General features: G+C 39.6%; 16 protein-coding genes and 1 pseudogene. 14 read left to right on the top strand and 3 right to left on the bottom strand.

All coding sequences use genetic code 11. The features are described 5' to 3' along the window. Positions 1-15 precede the first annotated feature (15 nt). Genes ACMZ6Z_RS00590 through ACMZ6Z_RS00580 form a run of 3 tightly spaced genes read right to left on the bottom strand, consistent with a single transcriptional unit; the run spans position 16 to position 5,540 of the window. Positions 16-5,001: a ZmpA/ZmpB/ZmpC family metallo-endopeptidase gene (locus ACMZ6Z_RS00590; protein WP_416130720.1), complete on the bottom strand. Its 4,986-nt coding sequence runs from the start codon at positions 4,999-5,001 to the stop codon at positions 16-18. A gap of 56 nt (positions 5,002-5,057) precedes the next feature. Beyond that, positions 5,058-5,285 (bottom strand): LPXTG cell wall anchor domain-containing protein, encoded by a 228-nt coding sequence (locus ACMZ6Z_RS00585; protein WP_416130719.1) that lies wholly within the window; start codon positions 5,283-5,285, stop codon positions 5,058-5,060. A 45-nt stretch (positions 5,286-5,330) separates the two neighbouring features. Then, positions 5,331-5,540, bottom strand: coding sequence for a YSIRK-type signal peptide-containing protein (locus tag ACMZ6Z_RS00580; protein WP_416130718.1), 210 nt, complete (start codon positions 5,538-5,540; stop codon positions 5,331-5,333). Positions 5,541-5,764: 224 nt separating this feature from the next. Here ACMZ6Z_RS00580 and ACMZ6Z_RS00575 point away from each other — a divergent pair, with 224 nt between their 5' ends. The 14 genes and pseudogenes from ACMZ6Z_RS00575 (at position 5,765) to ACMZ6Z_RS00510 (ending at position 16,904) form a co-directional block, all read left to right on the top strand. Then, positions 5,765-6,463, top strand: coding sequence for a GntR family transcriptional regulator (locus tag ACMZ6Z_RS00575; protein ID WP_416130717.1), 699 nt, complete (start codon positions 5,765-5,767; stop codon positions 6,461-6,463). A 55-nt stretch (positions 6,464-6,518) separates the two neighbouring features. Beyond that, positions 6,519-6,992 (top strand): LURP-one-related family protein, encoded by a 474-nt coding sequence (locus ACMZ6Z_RS00570; RefSeq protein ID WP_416130716.1) that lies wholly within the window; start codon positions 6,519-6,521, stop codon positions 6,990-6,992. Positions 6,993-7,406: 414 nt separating this feature from the next. Further along, positions 7,407-7,739, top strand: coding sequence for a putative DNA-binding protein (locus tag ACMZ6Z_RS00565; RefSeq protein ID WP_416130715.1), 333 nt, complete (start codon positions 7,407-7,409; stop codon positions 7,737-7,739). A 21-nt stretch (positions 7,740-7,760) separates the two neighbouring features. Further along, positions 7,761-9,326: a signal recognition particle protein gene (gene ffh / locus ACMZ6Z_RS00560; RefSeq protein ID WP_416130714.1), complete on the top strand. Its 1,566-nt coding sequence runs from the start codon at positions 7,761-7,763 to the stop codon at positions 9,324-9,326. A 101-nt stretch (positions 9,327-9,427) separates the two neighbouring features. Next, positions 9,428-9,670 carry a hypothetical protein gene (locus tag ACMZ6Z_RS00555; RefSeq protein WP_416130713.1) on the top strand — a complete coding sequence of 81 codons (243 nt, stop codon included), beginning with the start codon at positions 9,428-9,430 and terminating at the stop codon, positions 9,668-9,670. 56 nt (positions 9,671-9,726) lie between these two features. Then, entirely contained in the window at positions 9,727-10,563 is an 837-nt protein-coding gene (locus ACMZ6Z_RS00550) for an aldo/keto reductase (protein WP_416130712.1), read from the top strand. A 194-nt stretch (positions 10,564-10,757) separates the two neighbouring features. Then, positions 10,758-11,618 (top strand): hypothetical protein, encoded by an 861-nt coding sequence (locus ACMZ6Z_RS00545; RefSeq protein ID WP_416130711.1) that lies wholly within the window; start codon positions 10,758-10,760, stop codon positions 11,616-11,618. A gap of 268 nt (positions 11,619-11,886) precedes the next feature. Next, entirely contained in the window at positions 11,887-12,060 is a 174-nt protein-coding gene (locus ACMZ6Z_RS00540) for a hypothetical protein (protein WP_416130710.1), read from the top strand. After that, positions 12,053-13,189, top strand: coding sequence for a hypothetical protein (locus ACMZ6Z_RS00535; protein ID WP_416130709.1), 1,137 nt, complete (start codon positions 12,053-12,055; stop codon positions 13,187-13,189). Before ACMZ6Z_RS00540 ends, ACMZ6Z_RS00535 begins: the two co-directional genes overlap by 8 nt. Positions 13,190-13,204: 15 nt before the next feature. Next, entirely contained in the window at positions 13,205-13,981 is a 777-nt protein-coding gene (locus ACMZ6Z_RS00530; protein WP_416130708.1) for a hypothetical protein, read from the top strand. Continuing rightward, a complete protein-coding gene (locus tag ACMZ6Z_RS00525; protein WP_416130707.1) occupies positions 13,978-15,234 on the top strand; it encodes an MFS transporter in 1,257 nt (418 codons plus the stop codon). Before ACMZ6Z_RS00530 ends, ACMZ6Z_RS00525 begins: the two co-directional genes overlap by 4 nt. Positions 15,235-15,563: 329 nt before the next feature. After that, complete coding sequence (locus tag ACMZ6Z_RS00520) at positions 15,564-15,857, top strand: antitoxin (protein WP_156805287.1); 294 nt, start codon at positions 15,564-15,566, stop codon at positions 15,855-15,857. After that, positions 15,850-16,188 (top strand): type II toxin-antitoxin system RelE/ParE family toxin, encoded by a 339-nt coding sequence (locus tag ACMZ6Z_RS00515; protein ID WP_416130706.1) that lies wholly within the window; start codon positions 15,850-15,852, stop codon positions 16,186-16,188. The genes ACMZ6Z_RS00520 and ACMZ6Z_RS00515 overlap by 8 nt, the downstream gene beginning before the upstream one ends. A gap of 34 nt (positions 16,189-16,222) precedes the next feature. Beyond that, a pseudogene (locus ACMZ6Z_RS00510) lies at positions 16,223-16,904 on the top strand (YjjG family noncanonical pyrimidine nucleotidase). Positions 16,905-16,946: the final 42 nt, after the last annotated feature.

Here is a 16,946-nt window from a genome sequence, read left to right as displayed (position 1 = left end):
TGGTTACGGCTATCCTTAGCGATAGATGGTTTGTTTAAAGTCGTCAGTTAGCTGATGATAGGCTTTGATGATCGCCAGTTTTAGCTTATGACGAGCTTGTGCGGGACGATTTAACTTGAGGTTGGCAAGGTCTTTTTGACTAGCATCCTCAAAGAGCCTGATGATATCATTAGCATTAGTGATATCATGTTTTTGCCCATCAAGGCTAATGCTGATTGCTTTTAGCTGGTTGAGTTTATCTGCACGTTCTTGATACTCTGCTTTTTTAAAGTCAGTATAGGTCATATCGGTACCGAAGATTTTTTTCAAGATAAAGGTATCTGATAAGGGTTTGTTAGAGGCTTCTGCCTCGGCACGATATTGGTCAGAAACATAAGGAATAAAGCCGTTTTGCCATCCCTTAGCTGCTAAGAGCTCATAGGCGACACGGCGGAACTGAAGACCACCAACGGTTCCCTGTTCATTAGTAATACCACCATAAATCGGAGCTGAAAAGATGATCCAATAATAGTTGGCACTGTTATCTCTAACATAGTCTTTAATACCGTTCATACCTGTTGCATCTTTCATGATGATGTTGTGGTCAATCAAGTTATTGACAGATAAAGTGGTTACTTTCTGCCATTCATCAGCTGTCAGAGCTTTAATGCGATCGTTGGCATGACGATAGGTGATATTGTTAGAGGTTTCTTCAGCTTGAGGGACTAAAGCTAATTGATTAAAGAAGAGCTGTTGGTCTGCCTTGGATTGTTTGCCAATCGCTTCTAATTCAAGTAGGTCTAGGGTATAGGTGACATCCATAACCCCTTTCATATAGTCTTGCAAGTCTTTAGGGTTTTGGAATCGACTTGGGGAACTATTGTGATTAGCAGGACTCGTAAACTCCCTATTAAAGTTGAAACCGTAATAGTAGTCTTCTGTACTTGAAACGGATTGGAGCAAGCCTAAGGCATAGGATTCAGAGGATTGACCGATACGACGTTGATTGCCGTTTAAAATAACAGCACGATCATAGTTATGAACGAGTTCGTGGGTTAAGGTTGAGGATCCTGCAACGGATAGCAGATCAACTCCCAAGAACTTGATGGCATTGATGCCATTGGCAAAGGCACTTTGTCGATCGGATGGGTAATATTCGCCCATCGGACCAAAGAAATCATCAACGGCTGAATTGGCATCACCATATTCAGCTAACCAACGTTTCTTATTATCTGGAGTAAGCACATGATAACCTTGTTGGACGAGTGTTTGTCGAGTCAATAGTTCCTCTCGTGTCTCAGAGCTAGAGAGACGGTACCAAAGATCTAGGAAATTGCCTAATTCTTTCATTCGAAGTGGGATAAGGGTTGACTTGACTTGCTCAATCTCAGCGGCATATTGTTGGGGATTTTCTTTTTTAAGATTAGCCTTGACATACTGATCAAAAAGCCCAAAGTTCAAGGTTGTCATTGATGATAAGACATAAAGCTGATGCTCCTCTGTAAGATTGAGTAGCGGCAGGATGTGCTTGAGGTAGGGTTTCTTACCTTCAAAGGTATAGTCTCTTAGTTTACGATAGAGATTGACATCGGCATCTGTTTTTTGAAGAGAAGGTTGTTCATAGATGAAGGCTTTGGTATTTTCCTTAAACCAGTCTTCATTGCTTTTATCTGGTAGGAAAAGGGCACGTTTTTCTTCCAAGAAGTCAACAAGTGTTGCTGCTTGAGAAATTTTATTAGCCATTTTCTTCTCATAAGTTGTAGGATTTTGATAGAGTTTTAGGCTATGGGCATCTTGTGCAAATGAGAGGAGGTAATCTAGAGTATCAATCTTTTGACCGCCAAAATCAGGACGATAGGTCACAATATCCAGTATAGAGACATGGCCGTAATGAACATTGTAAGATTGCTTAAGATGAGCTAGGGCAAGTAATAATTTCTCTTTTTCTTGGGTTATTTGGGTTTTGAGATAGCGTGCCAAGGCCTCAGATGTCATATCAATACTTGAATAGCTTGAGATAAGTGCCTTGATGTTTTTTTCCAAGTCCGTTTGCAGTTGACGCAGAGGTTTGTTGAGGTAAAGGAGACGCTCTGCGACAGCCTCTTTGGTTAGGCTTCTAGTGATGCCGCCTTCCATATACTCATCTTGGATATTAAGGAGTTGAATGAGCCCTTCTTTGGTCCATTCTGGAACAGCTGCTAACTGCTTGACCAGATCTTCGATGTCAGCCTGATTGACGTGACTAAATTGCTCAGGGGTATAGAGCAAGTCACCAAATGAAAATTCTCTAATGCTGGTAGCCTTGTAAGGCTTTTTGGCTGTAAGGGCAACTTCGGTCTTGGTGTTATCGGCAAAGTGCAGGAGTAGTTTTGAAATCTCTGGATGATCAAGAGTATTGGTGACAAAGCCACTTTCAGACATTGGTACAACCGCTAGTAAGGGTTTGCTAAAGAGTGGATCACTTGGATCAACCTTATTACCGTATGCGATAATGGTATGGCGATCATAGTAAGGCAACAATTTTTCGATATTATCATAGGCCTGCTGGCGATTGGCTTGATAGCCTGCTACAGATGAGAAGCTAAAGTTTTCTGTTGCTTTAGGGGCATCAGGCTTAGCAGTGTTTACGCTTGGTGTCACTGGTTTTGCTCCCCAGGTGGATGAACGTGTTATCGCATCTTCTTGGCTGATCTTGGTAGAAGCAATGCCGCTGGTGATGCCACTTGCTGTCGGTGTGGTGAAGGCTTGGCTAAAGTTACCACCACTGGTCATTCCGACTAGGCTGTTTCCGTTGGTTACTGCCACGCCACTGATGAGGTTAGAGGCAGTAGAGGCTTGGAAAGTTGTCCAATCAAATTTACCGCTACCAGCGACACCACCGATATTAGCCCCCGCGTTTTTAGCGATGATTGACCCTGTGGCGTAAGCATTCGTCAGTGTGCCACCATTTTGCCCCACAACACCACCGATATTAGAGCCTCGAGTTAGCGTTTGATCAATGGTGATTTGAGCCTTGACATGGTTTAGCTTACCGTTTGAGGTGGCGATAATGCCTCCCATATTGTAGGAATTCATTCGCTCACTAGCAGAAAGGTTGACTTGAGCGGTGATATGGCTAATGTTACTGGTATTAGCAGCTGTGGCGACGAGTCCTGCTAGATTATTCTTACCTGAAATGCTTCCTTTGATGTCAATGTGAGAGATAGTGCTTGTGCCAGTTGCTGTTTTAGCTAAGGCTCCGACATCCGTTTGGGTAGGTTGATTGATAGCAATATCTTTTAAAGCAATATTGGTGATAGTAGCATTATTCAAGTGACCAAAGAGCGGTTTATCGAGGTTGATAATGGCAAAGCGTTTGGCTGGGTCTGAACTTGAGAGTTTACCAGAAAAAGTTGGAAGATAAGCGGTCTCGCTCGTGGCTGATGGAGGAACAATCATGTCTGACGCTAGGAAAAATTCTCCGTTTGGTTTTGCTTTCATAGCAGTGATAAGCTCTTCGAAGCTTGCATAGGCACCTTCTTTGAGCACAATTTTATCAATGGTAAAGCTATAGCCTTGAGTCATATCATTGCCATTAAACTGAACGAGTTCAGGGTGAGAAGCAGTGACTCTAAGGGTATTGTCAGCTCCAGGAGCGATGGCTTGAACAGGCAGGTAGACATCTTTTTGCTTGGCATTGACTAATTTGACGATATAGTTGTCTAGCTTTTCAGGAATGGTTTTTAAGCCATTGATACGGTCTAGTTGACCTTCAGGAGTGACTTGGTAGAGTTCGGCTGCTAGGACATTTCTAAACTCGACTTTTTTTACAAGCAACTCAACCTGACGCTGATCAACGTGGTCGGTCTGGTCGGCTACACCTAGATTGTAGGTTAAGCTTGTTTGAAGCGTGTAAGGAATGCTACTCTCCAAATTATCTATAGTGATGCTGGTTTGATCTTTTGGCAAGTTTATTTCGGAGACAAGTTTATCCCCTTTGTAGAGAGCTGTTTTGGCACTGATGTAGGTGTTATCGGTGTCTGTGATTTGGTAGTCTAAGGTTACTGAGCCATTTTCCTCGTCAATCGTTACTTTTGCAACCGTCAATGATGGTTTTAGTTTCCTTTCTTGAGGTTTTTCAATCCTTAGGCTTAGTTCGGTATCTGTTTGACTGAGATAGTCGCTGCTAACCCATGCTTGTTCTGGCATAGGTTTGGGGTTCAGTTCGTCCCTCCATTCTGTGTTGACTTCAGGTTCAACCGGTTTAGGATCGAGCTCATCCCTCCATTCTGCGTTAACTTCAGGTTCGACGGGTTTAGGATCGAGTTCGTTTCTCCATTCTGTTTTAACTTCAGGTTCGACCGGTTTAGGGTCGAGTTCGTCCTTCCATTCTGTTTTAACTTCAGGTTCAACTGGTTTAGGGTCGAGTTCGTCCTTCCATTCTGTTTTAACTTCAGGTTCGACGGGTTTAGGATTGAGTTCGTCCTTCCATTCTGCGTTAACTTCAGGTTCGACGGGTTTAGGATCGAGTTCGTCCTTCCATTCTGCGTTAACTTCAGGTTCGACAGGTTTAGGGTCGAGTTCGTCCTTCCATTCTGCGTTAACTTCAGGTTCGACCGGTTTAGGATTAAGTTCGTCCCTCCATTCGGTATTGACTTCAGGTTCAACCAGTTTGGGGTTAAGTTCATCCCTCCACTCTGTTTTGACTTCAGGTTCGACCGGTTTAGGATTAAGTTCGTCCCTCCATTCGGTATTGACTTCAGGTTCGACCGGTTTAGGATTAAGTTCGTCCCTCCATTCGGTATTAACTTCAGGTTCAACTGGTTTAGGATTAAGTTTGTTCTTCCATTCCGTATTTACTATCGTTTCAGTGCTTAGTGATAGTGGATGATCCTTTGATTCCCCAGTGATGATAGTAGTGTTTGATAGAGGTTGTTGGTGATGATTGGTGATATCACGCTCTGTGTGAGGATTGAGGGGTGAAGATTCTTTGAGATAATAGGTAAAGATACGATCGCCAATAGTTCGAGATGGTAATGGCAATTTTTCTCCGAGAGTCACTAGGTGTGTTTCGGTAAAAGAGCCAGCGAGTGCATTTTCTAAAGCCAGGGTATCTTGAGAGGTGAGTAAAACACCTGCCCCGTCAAGATAATGACGCTAAAGGCTAGGGGATGGCGTTTTTTAGAGGTAGCTACCCAAACACCAACAATACCTAGGCTCCCTAAGATAGCCAGTAGAGACTGGTCTAAATCGCCTGTGTTAGGCAGTTTTTTAGTTTGACCTAGCGTTTGATAGATTAAAATATAGTTGGTATCAGCCTCTGCCACCTCATCTAAAAAGTCTTGATCAGTGTGCTGTAGTGAGGCTTGTTGTTACTCGCTTAAGGACTCGTAAGGGACGTAAGTATAGGTTATGGTTGCTGTTTCTGGTTTTGCTGTTGCTGTTGTGGTTTGTTCGGTGGCATACGTTGTATGGCTAGTCATTGTCGTAACAGTAGCCATACCGATACTAGCAGAAACGACACCGATAGCCAGTTTGCGTATGGAAAAGCGTTGCACATGTCGCTTTTGGGAAAAATTCATAGTGATATTGTCTCCTCATAAAAATAATACTAAGCCTATTATAGCATAGTATGGCGCTGATTTTAGTCTTAAAAATCCTTCCGACGTATAAGTCAATTGTTTTTATAATTTAGCAATGACTATAGCTATGGTGACAAATATGTTAAACTATTGGTATAGTTGTTTTAAGTTTATCAGGGCATCACATGATCATAGCAGCAATGATGCCTTAAAGGAGTAGTAGAGTGATACCAGCTTATATCAGAATTCACGATAACATCAAAAAAAGCATTGATGAGGGCAGATGGAAAATTGGTCAACGACTTCCAAGCGAGCGTGACCTTGCAGACTCTTTTGAGGTCAGTCGCATGACCTTGAGGCAGGCAGTGACCCTTTTAGTGGAAGAAGGCATTTTAGAGAGAAGGGTGGGGAGTGGTACTTTTGTTGCTAGCAGTCGTGTGCAAGAAAAGATGCGAGGCACAACCAGCTTTACGGAAATCATCAAATCTCAAGGAAAAATCCCTACCAGTAAACTGATTTCTTATATCAGAAGTCACCCAAATGATCAAGAGGTCAGGCTGCTTAACGTTAAGCCCCATTCCTATATTATTCGTATGGGACGGATTCGTTATGCTGACCATATACCGGTCCTTTTTGAAGTCACCAGCGTTCCTGAAAAATTGGTTAAAACCTTTGAGAAAACAGACATTACCGAGCATTTTTTTCAAACCATGATTGCTCATGGTTATGAGATTGGCAAAAGCCAGCAGACGATCTCGGCAAAAGTAGCAGATGAGCAAGTCGCCAGATATTTAGAGATCGAAGAAAAGAGTGCCCTGTTAACCTTGACACAAGTTTCCTATCTCACAGACGGGCAGGCTTTTGAATATGTGCGTAGCCAGTATGTGGCTGATCGGTTTGAGTTTTATTTAGAGAATCAGTAGACAACAAACTTATTTTGTAATATGCAAGTATTGCAAGTAGAAGGAGGACATACCTATGAAATTTTATCTTAAACAAACATCTTTATTCAAAAATAATTTTGAAATTCGTAATGAAGATGAAGAACTGGTTTATCTTGTTAAAGGAAATGTTGGTGGTTTTGTTGGTCTTAGATCAAGCATCCACGATGCCAAAGATGACTCTGAACTAGCTACTATTCGCCAACGTTTTTCTCAATACAAGTTTGACATTAAAAAGGGTGATCAGCTTCTTGCGACAGTCAAAAAGAAATGGTTAGCTCTTCGTACGACATGTGAGATTGATGGCGTTGACTGGCAAATGACAGGTAAGTTCCTGAAAAGACGAGAGTATGACATTGTTGATAAGCAAGGACAAGCGGTTGCTCGCGTGTCGCAGAATTTATCTTTTAAAGATTCTTTTGAAGTCGATATTGCAAATATAAGTCTTGACCCTGTCTTGGTTCTAGGCGTTGTCTTGTCCTTAGATGCGGTTATTGATCAAAGTAAATAACCTAAGAGAGAGTGGGACAGAAATCGGTCATTCGTTAGAATTCGATTTCCCTCACTCTTTTATGTATAGGTTCGGGTTGAAGCGGTCTATCCCCAGAGTGTTTCACTCCCACCTCCGCACAGTTGAGTAGGGCTGTAAAAGCTGATAAAATCAGAATATTAGAGTCCACTCAACCACTGCTTCTTGCTCAATAAATCAAAAATAATGGAGAGGTAAGGACTTTTGTCTCAGCCTCTCTTCTTTTTTATAGTCTTTTGAATTAACGTTGTTCTCTTAGGTTTTTGATTTTTAGGCTCAGATCTCAGAATCTCATCATGAGGCTCTGAGCTTTCTATCTCCAGTGGCTATAGTAGCATGCATGGTGCTCTTTATTTCTAGTAGGTTTAATTGCAGAGATATGGTAAAATGATAGGTATGGAAATTGAAAAAACCAATCGCATGAATGCCCTATTTGAATGCTACGCGGCTCTCTTGACAGATAAGCAGATGAACTATATTGAGCTCTATTATGCTGATGATTATAGTTTAGCAGAGATTGCCGAAGAGTTTGGCGTGAGTCGTCAAGCAGTTTACGATAACATCAAGCGTACGGAGAAGGTTTTGGAAACATATGAGATGAAATTACACATGTATTCGGACTATATTGTTCGTAGTGAAATTTTGGATGCCATTACTCAAAAATACGCTCATGATGCTTATCTACAAGAAAAAATAGCGATTTTAAGTCGTATCGATAACAGAGATTAACCAAAGAAAAGAGGACAACTAATGGCTTTTGAGAGCTTAACAGAACGCTTACAAACGGTTTTTAAAACCATTCGTGGGAAAAAGAAACTTTCTGAAAAAGAAGTTCAAGAGGTGACCAAGGAAATCCGACTAGCCCTTCTTGAGGCAGATGTTGCGTTACCAGTCGTCAAAACCTTTATCAAGCGCATCCGTGAGCGTGCTATTGGTCATGAGATTATTGACACCCTAGATCCAACTCAGCAAATCATCAAAATTGTCAATGAAGAGTTGACAGCCTTGCTTGGCTCAGAAACCGCTCAGCTAGAAAAATCACCGAAGATTCCAACCATTATCATGATGGTAGGTCTCCAAGGAGCAGGTAAGACGACCTTTGCTGGTAAATTAGCCAACAAGCTCATCAAGGAAGAAAAGGCTCGTCCGATGATGATTGCGGCGGACATTTATCGTCCAGCTGCTATTGAGCAGTTAAAAACCTTAGGGAGTCAAATCAATGTGCCTGTTTTTGACATGGGAGTAGACATTCCTGCTGTTGAGATTGTTAGGCAAGGTCTTGAGCAGGCGCGTCAGCAACATCACGACTATGTTTTGATTGATACGGCCGGTCGTTTGCAGATTGATGAGCTCCTTATGCAGGAACTTCGTGATGTTCAAGCCTTGGCACAACCCAATGAGATTCTTTTGGTTGTTGATGCCATGATTGGTCAGGAAGCAGCTAATGTTGCGCGGGATTTTAACGAGCAGCTCAACATTACAGGGGTTATCCTAACCAAGATTGATGGGGATACTCGTGGTGGAGCGGCACTTTCTGTTCGTGAAATCACTGGTAAGCCGATTAAGTTTACGGGAACGGGTGAAAAAATCACGGCTATTGAAACCTTCCATCCGGATCGTATGGCTAGCCGTATTTTGGGCATGGGTGACTTGCTAACCCTGATAGAAAAAGCAAGTCAAGAGTATGATGAAAAACGCTCAATGCAGTTAGCAGAGAAGATGCGTGAAAATACCTTTGATTTCAATGATTTTATTGAGCAATTAGACCAAGTCCAAAACATGGGGCCTATGGAAGATTTGTTAAAGATGATTCCAGGTATGGCTGGCAATGCAGCGCTTGCTAATCTGAAACTGGATGATAGACAAGTGGCTCGAAAACGTGCGATTGTCTCTTCAATGACGCCTGAAGAGAGAGAGAATCCAGACCTCTTAAACCCTAGCCGACGCCGTCGTATCGCTAGTGGCTCGGGTAATAGCTTTGTTGAGGTTAATAAATTTATCAAAGACTTTAATCAAGCCAAGCAAATGATGCAAGGAGTCATGTCTGGCGATATGGAAAAAGCCATGCGTCAGATGGGCATGAACCCTAACAGTCTGCCTAAAAACATGCCAGATATGTCTGGTATGGATATGTCTGCCCTTGAAGGCATGATGGGGCAAGGAGGCCTACCTGATATGTCAGCTTTGGGAGGCGATTTAGATATGAGCCAAATGTTTGGTGGCGGTCTCAAAGGTAAGGCAGGCTCATTTATGATGAAGCAAGCCATGAAACGTCAGGCCAACAAGATCAAAAAAGCTAAGAAAAAACGCAAGTAATCTTTGTCTTTGGCTAAAATACAAGAAGTTTTCGTCAATTTGATGATCTTAGTATTGATCGTTTGAAGGCTATCGTATATTATGATCGTAATGAGATATCTTTGGAGGATATCCGACGTATCTTAGCAGAGTTCCACAGTCATGCTCTTTCAACCAAGTTATTAGAAATAACGCAGCTGGAGTTAGAAAGACAGATTGCAGAACTTCAAGAAATCTATCGCTATCTGATTGCAAAAATCAAAATTCATCGCCATTTGGCTGCTTTAGAAAACCAAGGCTTATCAGATAGCGAGCGAAGAGATGCTTATTATATTAGGCAAAAGGAGAAGTTTAGTCAGTGCTAGCGACTCCTGTGAAATTGTTAATAAAAAGATGACACCAAGTCATCAAGGAGGATTATATGGAGAATGATACACTTTCTAACGGCGTTCAAATTCCTAAAATTGGATTTGGAACAAGGCAAATTCCTGACGGTGAAGAAGCCTACAATAGCGTAGCACATGCTCTTAAAGTCGGATACAATCACATTGATACAGCACAAATCTATCGTAATGAAGTTAGCGTTGGTAAAGCAATCGCTGACAGCGACCTTGCGCGTGAAGAGATCTTCCTAACGACAAAAGTTTGGAATGATAAGCATGATTATGATCTTGCTAAAGCATCGATTGATGACTCACTTGAAAAGCTTGGAGTTGACTATGTTGACCTCCTATTGATTCATTGGCCAAATCCAGAACCAATCCGTGACCATTGGAAAAAAGGGAATGCTGGGGCTTGGAAAGCTATGGAAGAAGCTTATAAAGAAGGAAAAGTCCGTGCTATTGGGGTCTCAAACTTTATGATTCATCATTTGGAAGCTCTTTTTGAAACAGCAGAGATTAAACCGCATGTTAATCAAGTTTTGCTAGCACCGGGTTGCTCACAAGATGAGCTTGTCACTTTTTGTGAAGATCATGATATTCTTTTAGAAGCCTACAGTCCACTCGGTACTGGTACTATCTTCTCGAATGATGTTGCTAAGGAAGTTGCTGAAGCAAATGGTAAATCAGTAGCCCAAGTTGCCCTTCGTTGGAGCTTGCAAAAAGGCTTCTTACCACTTCCAAAATCGGTAACACCAAAAAACATCGAAGCAAACCTTGATATCTTTGATTTTGAACTATCAGCCGAAGATATGGCTAAGCTAGATACTATTGAAGGTGTCAAAGCTCAAACAGACCCAGATACAACAAATTTTTAAGTTATGAAAAACCAAGCTACTCAGCGACTTGGTTTTTTTTGATATTCTTTAGAGTACAGGGTATGATGTAATACATTCAAAGGAGATATCATGACTACTTATAAATTCTTACTATTCGAAGTTTTTAGAAATTTCTGTACTTTTTTGTTATAATTATTGCATTATTGAATATTCGCAATATGGAGGAGTAGAGCATGCATATTGGAGAAGTTTTTTCCATGTTTCGAAAGGAACGAGGAATTACTTTGAAAGAAGCGACGGGTAATCAATGTTCAACTTCGATGTTATCACGTTTTGAAAATGGGCAGACGGATATTTCAGCTGAAAAACTCTTTCAAGCCTTGGACAATATTTATCTGGATCCCGAAGAATTTTTACATTTGATGCGAGGATTTCATATGTCTGATTTTCAACGTTTTCAAATGCAAGTTAACAGATACAGATATAATAAGGACATGGATGCTCTTCTCCGACTTCAAGAGGAAGAAGGGAAAGCTGGTGCTAAAGATGGCAAAAAACAATACCATCGTCTGAACCAGTTGGTGATTTCAACGATTTTAGATGAAGATTTTGGAAAGAAAATATCAAGGGTGGAGTTAAACGAAGTGGAAGATTATCTTTTCAAAAACAGTGTATGGGGGCAATATGAGCTTTACATCTTTGTTAGAAGTATCAACCTTTTCCCGTCTGATTTAATGGTAACCTATTGTCGGGAACTCTTACACCGCATGGATTTTTTAGATAAGCATTATAATAATTGTTTGTTAATGCATTCTATTTTTTTGACTGCCCTATTTATTAGCATTGAAAGAAGACGATTTTCAGATGCTCAATATTTTGAAAAGCAGATTAACCAGTATTTTGACGATGATAGAGATTTGTATTTACGTCTTGTGTTCAAACTACTTCAATCTACCTTGAAATACTGTAAGGGAGACATAAGTGCCAAGCAAGATATTGATGACTTGATTGAGATACTCAGTAAGCTTGACGCTAGCGATTTTGCTCAATATTATCGCAGGGAGATTGACAAGGTTCTTGAAAATTGCAAATAGTCAAAAAAAGTTCTGAAAAGGACTTTTTTGTTATCATTAAACCATCAAAATAAGGAGGAAAAACTCATGACTGATTTTATCGAAGAACTCAACAAGAAATCCGTAGATACAATGTCTAGTATTGAAACAAGAAAATGTGATGTTGTTACAATTTCTTGTTAATTAGCTGACTGTTAGAATAGTTTTCTAGCAGTAATTGTTTATGAGAGTGGGACGGATAGCATCATGTCTGTCCCATATCTTTTAGGACATTGGAGGGTTAAGTAAGATGCAAACTAAATCGTGTGTGATTAACGGTAAAACTGTTGACAATTTTGATTCTAGTAGAGATGATTTGGAATTATTTGAAGTGGTTGATGAAGAAAAACTTCAAGAAATGGAAGCGACATTCAAAAAATTAAGAGAAAAAATGTTTCACTTAAAGGAAAAATGGCATGGATAAGACATTTTTCACTCATGTCGGTTCGACTGATAAACTGCCAATTTTTGGTTTTAAAATTCACATCTCCGCAACGTGGGGTAATTATCAAAACATAACTGCTTTAATGCTAGAATTTTTGTCCACTAGGAACATTGCTTACAAATACATAAAAGAGGCAAAAAATGTTTTAACTAATTTTTCTACAGAAGAAACCACAGCAGAATCAGGAAAACTCTTTACCTTGTACCCAAAATCTAGAGTAGAGTGCATAGCCTTTTTGGAAGAATTATATGACTATCTTCCTAGAGATGAGGATGGGATTTACATTTTAAGTGATCGCCCTTATAAAGACTCAAAACTGATTTTTTACCGGTATGGAACTTTTAAAGACTCCTTAGATTATCTTGAAGAAGGATTGATGACTATCAAAGGAAGTGACGGAAGTATTTGGCAAGATTATCAAAAATCTTATTTTGATTTACCTGTTGACGTAGAGGATATACAAGAACCCATTGTAAACACATCCAGTCATCTATCCAAGCGCTTGAGGGTAACAGAAGTTTTGAAAAAACAGAATGGTGGCAATGTATATCAAGGAGAACTTCTATCTGACTCGCAAAAAATTATCGTCAAAGAAGCTGTTCCCCACATTATGTTTAATAAAGAAATCACCAAATCTGAACTAAGAAATAGGGAATTTCAACGATCACATCACTTTGACCGTTTTATTCCGCAGCCGATAGAAAAGATGTCTGAGTGGATAAATGATTATTATATTTACCACTACATTGGTGGTAATAAATTATATGAGCATTCTACTCGATATTCCCTATTTGGTATGGAAGCAAGTGATAGGAGTGGTAACGTCCTAAAATTTAAAACCTTTTTAAATATCATTGAAAAAATCTTTGACTTAGTGTCTTATTTTCATGATAAAAATCATGTTATTCATGATATCCATCCAGATAATTTTCGGTTTGACGAAAAAGGGGAACTGTTCTTAATTGATTTAGAAATGATTTATCCCTATGGAAAATCTTATATTCCTATTCAGTCAGAAATTGCTTTACCGTCTTGGAATAAATTAGATGGAAAAGTTGCCGATTGCCATAAAGTTGCTAGTATGATCTTATATCTTGCTGGCAAATGACATACTTATAAAGATTTGGAAAATAACATATCTATCTTAGAACAGATTGCTTATTATTTTGGCATAAAATCAACTATTGGAGATGTTATTTTATATCTTCTAAGGCCAGATGCAGATATTAAAGTTGCTCAAAAATTATTGAGACAAGTTCACGTAAAAAGTCATGATAAAGCAATAACTTTGGAGGATATCCAAGAAGAAAACATTGTCAATTTTAAAGGGCTAACCGATTTGATTGATAGTTTATGCCCACAATTTAGTGTATATCAAACCAACGTTCAGAATAAAAAAATGCTTTATTGTTTGTTAGATAAAGAAAAACATATTGGATTAGATGGTATTGCAGGTTTATTATTTCAATTTAAAAACCATCGTTTTAGCGAAGATATTTGCGAATATGCCATTTCAAAATTATTAGCTGCTCTTAGAGAAGTGGATAGAGGAAAATCTTTGCAATTTAAGCCAGGTTACTGCTCACCTTATCTGATAAATGGCAGTTCTAGTGCAATAAAAGTGCTGGCGGCCATTGACTGTGAGAGATTTTCTGAAGGAATCTTAGCGATGACTGATGCACTTTGCTTTGACTTTGCCCAACGGCCAGAATTTTTAGATGGCATGCTTGGCTGTATAGATGCACTACTAGATGTTTATGAATGGTCTGCTAATCCTAAGTATCTGGAATTTGCCAAAAAGCAACTGACGATTTGCTCCATCTATTTAGCTCATGATCAATTGGAAGTCGCTGACTTTATCTATCAGTATCAAAGACTTAGAAAGAAAACTAGCGTATGAAACTTGTCTTAAAAAATCATTTCTTCCGAAGAATGGTTATGTCTAACTTTTTAAACAATCTTGGTAGTGCCATTTATAATCTGGTTTTTGTCATTTATGTGGCTGAGGTTTACCATTCCAAAACCATGCTTTTCATCGCCAACAACATCATGATGTTGCCTATCTATTTCCAGATTTTTGTAGGGTTTCAGTCGGACAAGACTAAAAACAAGTCAAAAGCTCTCATGATTTCTGGCTATGTCCAAGCTCTGCTTTTTATAGGAGTGGCCTGGTTGACACAAAACACCACCTTTATCGCTTTTTCTCTCATCTGCTTTATCAACGTCATCAGTGACATGCTTGCCCTCTACAGCGGTAATTTACGTCTGCCACTTTTTAAGCGATTTTTAGGAGAAGAGGAATTACGCGAAGCCTTTTCTTTCAATCATTTTGTTAGAATCCTTTCAAATATCGGAGGGCAATTCCTAGGAGTTTGGCTACTGACGATTAGTCATAACAACTATGGCTTGGTTGCTTTTCTTAATGCTCTGACCTTTTTCTTATCAACAGTGTTACTCATTGGTATCTTCAAAGACTACGATAGCTTAGTTGAAAAAGAAGCGCAGAACAGTCAAGAAGAGCCAGAAAAGTCTAAGAAACAGTCTCTAAAAGAGGCTTGGAAAGTTTTGCAAGGCGCTTTTGAAACTGTAGGCAGTGGTATTTCAGTTAAGCGGATTCTTTTAGCTTTGACTTTACAGTTTATACTTGCAGGGGCAGAAAGTGTCATGTTTAACATGTACTTTCTCTCTCATCCTATAGGGGGGTTAAGTTATGAGCAGATTTTAATTGCCCTTAATCTAGTTTCAACAATAGGTCTTATTGTGGGAGATTTGACACCAAGTGACTACTTTAGCCGGCAAACCTATCCTTTCTTGCTCATCTGTAATGGTTTTTTGGTAGCTCTCTTTGGTTTTCTCTGTTTCTTGAATTACCAAGGCTATTTTTTGCTGGTTCTCTTGTTTATGACCGGCTATATTTTTGCCAAATCAAGTCCTAAACTAACCAGTGAATTGCTAATCGCGATACCCGAAGATTACTTTGGTCAGGTTATGGGGCTTATATCCACCATTACTCAATTAGCCATTCCCGTTGGAGGCTTTGTCCTATCAGGGTTACTGGTCTGGAATGAAACAGCTACGTGGATTCTTTACACGTTAATCGCTGCAGTGAGTGTATTATTACTTTCTGTGAAGAAAAAGCTAGCGCAGGACTGAGAGTACAGAAATTTTTAGAAATTTCGGCTCTTTTCTACCATTGAAGTAAGCGATACATCCAAACAGTTAAAACTTTTGAAAGTGCTTGGTTTCAAGGACTTTTCGTATATGATTGAAAGATAAATATCTAGAGGAAGTAGTTCTTAGCATAATGACAGATTAGCAATTTTGATTGAAATAGGTAATCGTTTGGATTGTTTCAAATCGTTTGCTGGTTTAGTAATGTGATGAACTTTAGTACTATAACATAGTCAGTTTTGATTGTTTTGTAGCACAGTGTGTGTTAAAATGTATTTACGAAATATCTTTACAAAAAGGTGATGATTATTATGGCAAGCACTCAACCAGTAAATTTCAGAGCAGATTCTGCTTTTTACCAACAAACAAAACAAATATTGGCGGATGAGAACGTGACCATGTCTGATGTGCTCAATGCAGCCCTTCGTAAAATTGCGACTGGAGCAGTTGATCCAAAAGAGTTCGTCACCAGCGATTCTCAGGAGACGCAGTATCAAGTTGCCTTTGAGGATTTGAAAAAGGAGATTCTGATTGGTCATCAAGAAATCGAGCAAGGGAAGCTGACTGCTTTAGCGGATGTGAGAAAGGAATTTGGTCTTGACTAATCATAAACGTTACCATGTTTCTCTTACAGATCAAGCAAAGAAAGATTTACGAGAAATTCACGACTATATTCTACTCAATTTTTACAGTCAACAATCGGCTGATGGAAAACTTGGCCTTGTTCTAACAGCTCTTGAAACCTTGGAAACTTTTCCAGAAGCCTGTCCGTTGGTTTCTAGACGAGGCTATGGTGAACTGACAAATGATGTTAAACGCTATCGTTACATGCCAATTGAGCATTACTTGGCCTTTTACTATATTGATAACTATAATGTCTACGTTGCTAGAATTCTAAGTTCTAAGCAAAATTGGGCTAAGTTATTTAATAAGTGACCGTCGTATTACCCTAGAAAGGAAACTCCCTAAATTGTATTACAAATTTCTACTATGTAGATCTTGACCACACTCTTTTGGATTTTGAAGCAACTGCTTTGACGAAAATGCTTTTGGAGGTTGGGGTTGAAGATGTCGAAGCCTATAAAGACTATTACAAACCGATGAATCAACAGTTGTGGCGTGATTTAGAGGCTTAAAAAATCACTAAGCCAGAACTAGTCAAAACACGTTTTGCTCTATTGTTTGACCATTTTGACCATCAGGTTGATGGGGAAGCTATGGGCATACTTTATGAAAAACACCTTGGCCAACAGGGGCAGACCTATCTTGGTGCCCACGAACTCTTAGAAGATTTGATTGCAGCAGGGTATGAGATTTATGGAGCTACCAACGGTATCACAGCTATTCAAGAAGAACGGATGGCACGTTCTAGTATCAGCCCACTCTTTAAACACATCTTTATTTCAGAGCAGTCTGGAACGGATAAGCCAGATGCAGCTTATTATGACTGGATTGGTGCTAATATTGAAGGTTTTAACAAAGAAAAAGCTTTAATGATTGGTGATAGCTTGACAGCGGATATTTGGGGAGGACATAATGCAGGCATCGATACTATATGGTATAATCCTAAAAAACAAGTCAATAACAGTGGATTGGAACCAAAGTACACCGTCCACGACTATGATGGTATTCGTAAGATATTGTTAGCATAACAAAAAGGACAGACATCAAAATCTGTCTTTTTTCATCCATAG

This window comes from Streptococcus pluranimalium, from assembly GCF_047785705.1.
In the GTDB taxonomy this organism is placed as follows: domain Bacteria; phylum Bacillota; class Bacilli; order Lactobacillales; family Streptococcaceae; genus Streptococcus; species Streptococcus pluranimalium_A.
This window is presented reverse-complemented; position numbering and strand designations above follow the sequence as displayed.

Excerpts from the sequence above, each read along its gene's own strand:
- ACMZ6Z_RS00580 (WP_416130718.1), bottom strand. The coding sequence starts at position 5,540 with ATGAATTTTTCCCAAAAGCGACATGTGCAACGCTTTTCCATACGCAAA.
- ACMZ6Z_RS00570 (WP_416130716.1), top strand. The coding sequence starts at position 6,519 with ATGAAATTTTATCTTAAACAAACATCTTTATTCAAAAATAATTTTGAA.
- ACMZ6Z_RS00565 (WP_416130715.1), top strand. The coding sequence starts at position 7,407 with ATGGAAATTGAAAAAACCAATCGCATGAATGCCCTATTTGAATGCTAC.
- ffh (WP_416130714.1), top strand. The coding sequence starts at position 7,761 with ATGGCTTTTGAGAGCTTAACAGAACGCTTACAAACGGTTTTTAAAACC.
- ACMZ6Z_RS00550 (WP_416130712.1), top strand. The coding sequence starts at position 9,727 with ATGGAGAATGATACACTTTCTAACGGCGTTCAAATTCCTAAAATTGGA.
- ACMZ6Z_RS00545 (WP_416130711.1), top strand. The coding sequence starts at position 10,758 with ATGCATATTGGAGAAGTTTTTTCCATGTTTCGAAAGGAACGAGGAATT.
- ACMZ6Z_RS00540 (WP_416130710.1), top strand. The coding sequence starts at position 11,887 with ATGCAAACTAAATCGTGTGTGATTAACGGTAAAACTGTTGACAATTTT.
- ACMZ6Z_RS00535 (WP_416130709.1), top strand. The coding sequence starts at position 12,053 with ATGGATAAGACATTTTTCACTCATGTCGGTTCGACTGATAAACTGCCA.
- ACMZ6Z_RS00525 (WP_416130707.1), top strand. The coding sequence starts at position 13,978 with ATGAAACTTGTCTTAAAAAATCATTTCTTCCGAAGAATGGTTATGTCT.
- ACMZ6Z_RS00520 (WP_156805287.1), top strand. The coding sequence starts at position 15,564 with ATGGCAAGCACTCAACCAGTAAATTTCAGAGCAGATTCTGCTTTTTAC.